The sequence below is a fragment of the Bartonella sp. AA83SXKL genome (assembly GCF_042196965.1).
In the GTDB taxonomy this organism is placed as follows: domain Bacteria; phylum Pseudomonadota; class Alphaproteobacteria; order Rhizobiales; family Rhizobiaceae; genus Bartonella.
In genome coordinates, this window is record NZ_JBHIRG010000044.1 from 1 (window position 1) to 5,063 (window position 5,063).

Consider the following 5,063-nt stretch of genomic DNA (forward strand, 5'->3'; position numbering starts at 1 on the left):
TCTTGCTAATGCAATAAAAAAAGCGACTAAAGCCGCGCCTGTTATCATCAGATTTCTTTTCATCCATAAGATCATAGACGATGCTCCTGAAAGCGTTTAGCAACAAAGAAAATACCAGCACATGCGGCTAAAATCATAATGGTGGCCAAAGCCCATTGGATTGGTCCATTTCCTGCTAATAAGCCTCCAAGCCCAGAAAAAGAACCAATAATCGGTGCAAGGGCTTCGGCTTTGAAAAGCCCTGTTGGTGCTTGCGTTTCTACTGTTTGATAATTGGAGGAAACATAAGCCCCTTTTGCCCATAAGCCTGTTTCTGCCGCACGCCGGTGTGCGAGACCTTCAAGACGCTTCCCACCTGCTTTGGTCCATTTCTGTAGCTCGGCAGGGACAGCTTCATATTCACCTTGATTGAGCTTTTTTAACAGTGTCGAGTTACAAAAGGCTCCTGTTCCTACATTATAGCAAAACGACACTAACGCCGCGAATTGTTCATCTGTTAATGAAACTGTAACAGCGCGTTCAACGACATTTTCAAATTGTCTTAAGTCTTGGCAAAGAAGTTCTTCTGCTTGCTTTTCCGTGATGGTCATGCCTTCGTAAATAAAAGGCTTTCCAGCATTGTTTGTATGTCCATAACCTATTGTCCACACACCAATGGTATCTTTGTAGGCGTTTAAACGCAAGCCTTCCCATTGTTTGATAAGTGCTAGCCCTTCTGATGATATTTTTCGCATGTGTTGCTCCATAAAAAAGCCCCACACAAGGCGGGGATGAGTGAATATTAAAAATTGCAATTATTGCCTTTTATTAAAAATCTCGTTTCATGTAACTTTTTTCTGTGTTATACGTTACATGAAACATAATGGAGATTTTGTTATGGCTACAATGCACGTTAATGAACGGGTTCAAAAACACCGCAATACGCAAAGAAAAGCAGGTTTGCGCTTAATGCAGATTTGGGTTCCAGATACACGCCAGCCAAATTTTGCAGAAGAGTGTCGCCGCCAATGTCGCTTAGTAGCAAAAATGGATAAAGCTGATACATCTATACAGTTGTTTATGGATCAATCTTTAATGGATGTTGATGGTTGGACAGAATGATGCGTGGTTCTCTGGTAACAATAGCGATACAAGGTGATTTTGGTAAACCAAGACCCGCATTGATCATTCAAGCTAATCAATTTAGTGAACATACCAGCATGACGGTTTTACCAATTACAAGTACACTTGTTGATGCGCCATTACTCCGCATTACGATTCAGCCAAACGCTAAAAATGGTTTGCAAAAACCTTCGCAAGTAATGATTGATAAGATTATGACGGTAAGATGTGACAAAATGAGTTCCATTTTTGGCTCTCTTCAAGCAAAGGAAATGCTGGAGATTGAACGTTGTTTGGCTGTATTTTTAGGAATAGTAAAATAAAAATTGGATTTTTTTCTTCGGAAAGATAGCTTGGTTAAGCTTCATGTAGCTTTTTCATTGGAACAAAAGAATGTATTTGACATTATCTATTATGTAGCATATAAACTACAAATGTTTATTGTTAAAAAAACACACTATTTTACAGAGTGGTTAGATTCGTTAAAAGACAAACAAGTGCAAAAGAAAATTGCTGCACGTATTTTCCGCCTTGAATATGGGCTTCTAGGAGACGTGAAATATTTCCGTGGCATTGGTGAACTAAAAATAAATTATGGACCAGGCTATAGGATTTATTTTGTAAAACAAGGGAAAAAAATCATTTTGTTATTAAATGCTGGTGATAAATCCACACAACAAAAAGATATCGAAAAAGCCCTTCAATTAGTAAAGGAAATGAAACATGGAAATTACTAAATTTGATGTAAGTGAATATTTTAATACACCTGAAGACTTTAAGATCTTATTAGATGATGCTTTAGAAACCAAAAATAGCGGTTATATTGCACATGTATTAGGCATTATTGCGCGTAAACAAGGAATGAAAGCTGTTTCTCAAGAAACAGGACTAAATCGCGAGTCTCTTTATCGTTCTTTAAGCGATAAAGGTGATCCACGGCTTTCTACTTTTCTTAGTGTTTTAAGTGCATTAGATTTGCAAATGAGTTTGACACCTATTCAAAAGAATTGTAAGGAGCAGACAACTTTAGAAGAAGCATCTTAACCACCTCCCCATTTTGAGAACGGGGAGGGGCATATTTTTTACTTAAGCAACCTTTTTAATGGGGCTCTCGAAATTTGGTTCATAAGCGCGTAACAAAGAATCCATGCTATGCGGTAACTCTGAATCTCCAAAATCTGTAAGAATTGCTAAAATCTTTGTAATATTGGGTAGTTCATCCTGAAGTTTTGAAATCAAAGCTTTTTCTATTACACTCATAGTGTCAACTAGAGCAGTACAATCTTTATCGCTCATATTTTCATGTCTAGAAAATCGAGATAATGCTATCCATAAATCGCATAAGAAGTTGGTATCTATCTTCATTGTACACCTCCATGGATTTGTTCTCTCAAACATGCCAATCCTCTAGATGTGATTTTCGTTGAAGGGAGCACCTTTTCTGTACCATCCGGTCTTTGAATGGTGATAGCAGGACAATCCATAAATCCTTTCTTGATCTTGTCCTGATAAGGTAACAGAGGCGCTCCTGGAGCACGGCGATAGACCCAGTCATGTTTACGCAAATAATCGGTTAAGTCCTTTGGTCGTACTTCAAGCATTTTCGCTGCTTCGATAAGACCAAACAACCCATCAGAGCGCTTTAAACCTTCCAAAGCTTTTGCTTTTGGTGCTAATTCAGCGATAACATGATCTTTCTGTTCGATTTGATTTTGTAAGTGATTTAAAACACCAAGTAATGCTTCGGGTTTGGAGTAGTCAACTTGTGGGGTTGCTACTTGTTTCAAAAGCCGTTCGCATTTGATAAAGTATTGACGCGCTTCATGCCCTTTATCATTACGCTCTATCATCGAAAGATGTTTAGCCATGTCTAATGTAATGTGGTATTCTTTTACCTTTCCACCGTTTTCTAAATTTTTAGAAAGCGTTATAAAGTTTATATTTTCCAGAAACTTACATTCTTTAATGCGATTTTTAATCCAGTCTGCAAACTTTGATGTAATTTCCAAAAATGCGTGCAACTCACGCGCATTAACAGTTTGAACAGTTTCCTGATCAATAACCTGTTCTGATATTTCTATAAGTGTGTTCATAATGAACTCCTTGGTAATAGACGTTTTTCATTGACACTTTTAACAAAGTGCCGGGCGCTGAAAAACACGGTACCAAGTCCGTCGTTACGCTTTTCTCGTAAAGAGTATTGTATAGCGTAACCACACCCGACAATATCATTATATGCGTGTAACATACAATGAGTCAAAGCCTTTAATGTGCGGAAAATAAACTATCTCGGTAGCTCGCCCGCTTGGTATTTAAGGTGTTTTTCAAGCACCTGATTCGATTATTCATATTGTCGCCACATTGTCAAGTGGGAACGTAATATTTTTATAAAAATAATCGGTTAAGTCCTTTGGTCGTACTTCAAGCATCTTCGCTGCTTCGATAAGACCGAACAAACCATCAGAACGCTTTAGACCCTCAAGTGCCTCTGCTTTTGGAGTTAGTTCAGCAATAACATGGTCTTTCTGCTCAATTTGAGTTTGTAAGTGATTCAAGACACCAAGTAATGCTTCGGGTTTAGAGTAGTCAACTTGTGGTGCAGGTATTTGTGGTGTTGTTACTTGCTTCAAAAGCCGTTCGCATTTGATAAAGTATAAACGAGCCTCTCTACCTTTCTTATTGTTTTCAAGCATAGAAAGCTCTTTTGCTACACTTAAAGTTAGATGATAATCTTTACGATTGTGACCACCTCTACCTTTGCTCGCCAGATTTGGCGAGCAAACAAAATCATGATTTTCTAATAAATTATATTTTTTGATACGGTCAGTAATCCAATTGGAAAAGTCTCGTTTTGCCTCTAAGAATGCGTGCAGATTACGTGCATTTACTGTTTGAACAGTATCACCATCAATGACCTGTTCTGTAATTTTTATAAGAGTGTTCATTATGAACTCCTGTGTAATTAGACGTTTTTGATTGACACTCAATAAAAAAGTGCCGGGTGCTCAAAAACACGGTACACAGTCCGTCGTTATGCTTTTCCCAAAAGGGTATTGTATAGCATAACCACACCCGACAATGTCATTATACGCATGTAGCATATAACAAGTCAAAGTCTTTAATGTGCGGAAAAGAGATTGGTTCGGCAATCCACCCGCTGTGTATTTTAAGGTGTTTTTGAGGCACCTGATTCGAAAATACACATTACAGAAATAATGTCAAGCGGTTTTCGAGATTTTTTACATTTTTGCTAATTTGACTTATCTGTCTTCCTCATCCATATGGATAACGCCTTCACCTTCGTCGCATGCGTTTGGTGGAGCGTTTGGATCAAGGGTATCGTCCTTGTCTGGTGTGGTGTTTGCAACGTTTCCAGCCGCATCTTCTTGCGCTTTATCAAAAAGTTCGCACTCTATTTTTGTGGTGTAACCACCCGTTTTATCAAGTTTGTGCTTAACACTTTTGATACGCCATTCTGCTGGAATATAGGGGCGGAAAGGGGGCTCTTGAACAAGTTTTGCTTCTGCTTGTACAAACGGATCACCACCGATATCACATGAGAAAGAAGACTTACCGCGTGATGATTTATTGCGATAAGCAGCAATGGCCGCAACAGCTTCTGATTGATTGTGGTAGGTGTATTTGAGTTCATGAAAAGGCTCTTTACCAACCTTGACTTCTTTTTTTTCACCAGTGCGAATATCGTGATAGTTTGCAATAACACCGCCTTTTTTCTCTTCTTCTTGCTCTTGATTTTCAGGTGTTTTGGCTTCCGTCTCTGCTTTAGGCAAATTGGGGGCGTCATTGTCATCCATATGGATAACATCTTCACCTTCCTCAATCTCTTCTGGTTCTCGTGCATCAGCCGCGGCTTTTTGGTCGTCCCCCACATCTGTTTCTAAGCCATTGGCTGCACCTGCTTCATCACGCGCACTGTATTTAAAATCCCAAGAGGTACAATG

At 38.9% G+C, this 5,063-nt stretch carries 8 protein-coding genes and 1 pseudogene; 4 read left to right on the forward strand and 5 right to left on the reverse strand.

Annotated features, from left to right (window positions below; translation table 11 throughout):
* Positions 1–71 precede the first annotated feature (71 nt).
* A complete protein-coding gene (locus ACFINO_RS08960; protein WP_375655490.1) occupies positions 72–734 on the reverse strand; it encodes a lysozyme in 663 nt (220 codons plus the stop codon).
* A 142-nt stretch (positions 735–876) separates the two neighbouring features.
* Here ACFINO_RS08960 and ACFINO_RS08965 point away from each other — a divergent pair, with 142 nt between their 5' ends.
* The 4 genes from ACFINO_RS08965 (at position 877) to ACFINO_RS08980 (ending at position 2,145) form a co-directional block, all read left to right on the forward strand.
* Positions 877–1,101, forward strand: coding sequence for an antitoxin MazE family protein (locus ACFINO_RS08965; RefSeq protein ID WP_375635099.1), 225 nt, complete (start codon positions 877–879; stop codon positions 1,099–1,101).
* Positions 1,098–1,424, forward strand: a complete 327-nt coding sequence (locus ACFINO_RS08970) for a type II toxin-antitoxin system PemK/MazF family toxin (RefSeq protein WP_345117319.1) — start codon at positions 1,098–1,100, stop codon at positions 1,422–1,424. The genes ACFINO_RS08965 and ACFINO_RS08970 overlap by 4 nt, the downstream gene beginning before the upstream one ends.
* A 111-nt stretch (positions 1,425–1,535) precedes the next feature.
* The gene (locus ACFINO_RS08975; protein WP_375655494.1) at positions 1,536–1,838 is read left to right on the forward strand and encodes a type II toxin-antitoxin system RelE/ParE family toxin; all 303 of its coding nucleotides are present in this window, start codon (positions 1,536–1,538) and stop codon (positions 1,836–1,838) included.
* Positions 1,825–2,145 (forward strand): addiction module antidote protein, encoded by a 321-nt coding sequence (locus ACFINO_RS08980; RefSeq protein WP_375635100.1) that lies wholly within the window; start codon positions 1,825–1,827, stop codon positions 2,143–2,145. Before ACFINO_RS08975 ends, ACFINO_RS08980 begins: the two co-directional genes overlap by 14 nt.
* 42 nt (positions 2,146–2,187) lie before the next feature.
* On the opposite strand, the gene ACFINO_RS08985 is transcribed toward ACFINO_RS08980, so the two are convergent.
* The 4 genes and pseudogenes from ACFINO_RS08985 to ACFINO_RS09000 all read right to left on the reverse strand — a co-directional run.
* Complete coding sequence (locus ACFINO_RS08985; RefSeq protein WP_375655491.1) at positions 2,188–2,466, reverse strand: hypothetical protein; 279 nt, start codon at positions 2,464–2,466, stop codon at positions 2,188–2,190.
* Positions 2,463–3,194 (reverse strand): antA/AntB antirepressor family protein, encoded by a 732-nt coding sequence (locus ACFINO_RS08990; protein WP_375655492.1) that lies wholly within the window; start codon positions 3,192–3,194, stop codon positions 2,463–2,465. The genes ACFINO_RS08985 and ACFINO_RS08990 overlap by 4 nt, the downstream gene beginning before the upstream one ends.
* Positions 3,195–3,446: 252 nt before the next feature.
* Positions 3,447–4,046 carry an antA/AntB antirepressor family protein gene (locus tag ACFINO_RS08995; RefSeq protein ID WP_375655493.1) on the reverse strand — a complete coding sequence of 200 codons (600 nt, stop codon included), beginning with the start codon at positions 4,044–4,046 and terminating at the stop codon, positions 3,447–3,449.
* A gap of 315 nt (positions 4,047–4,361) precedes the next feature.
* Positions 4,362–5,063: pseudogene (locus ACFINO_RS09000) on the reverse strand (late control protein); the annotation flags it as partial.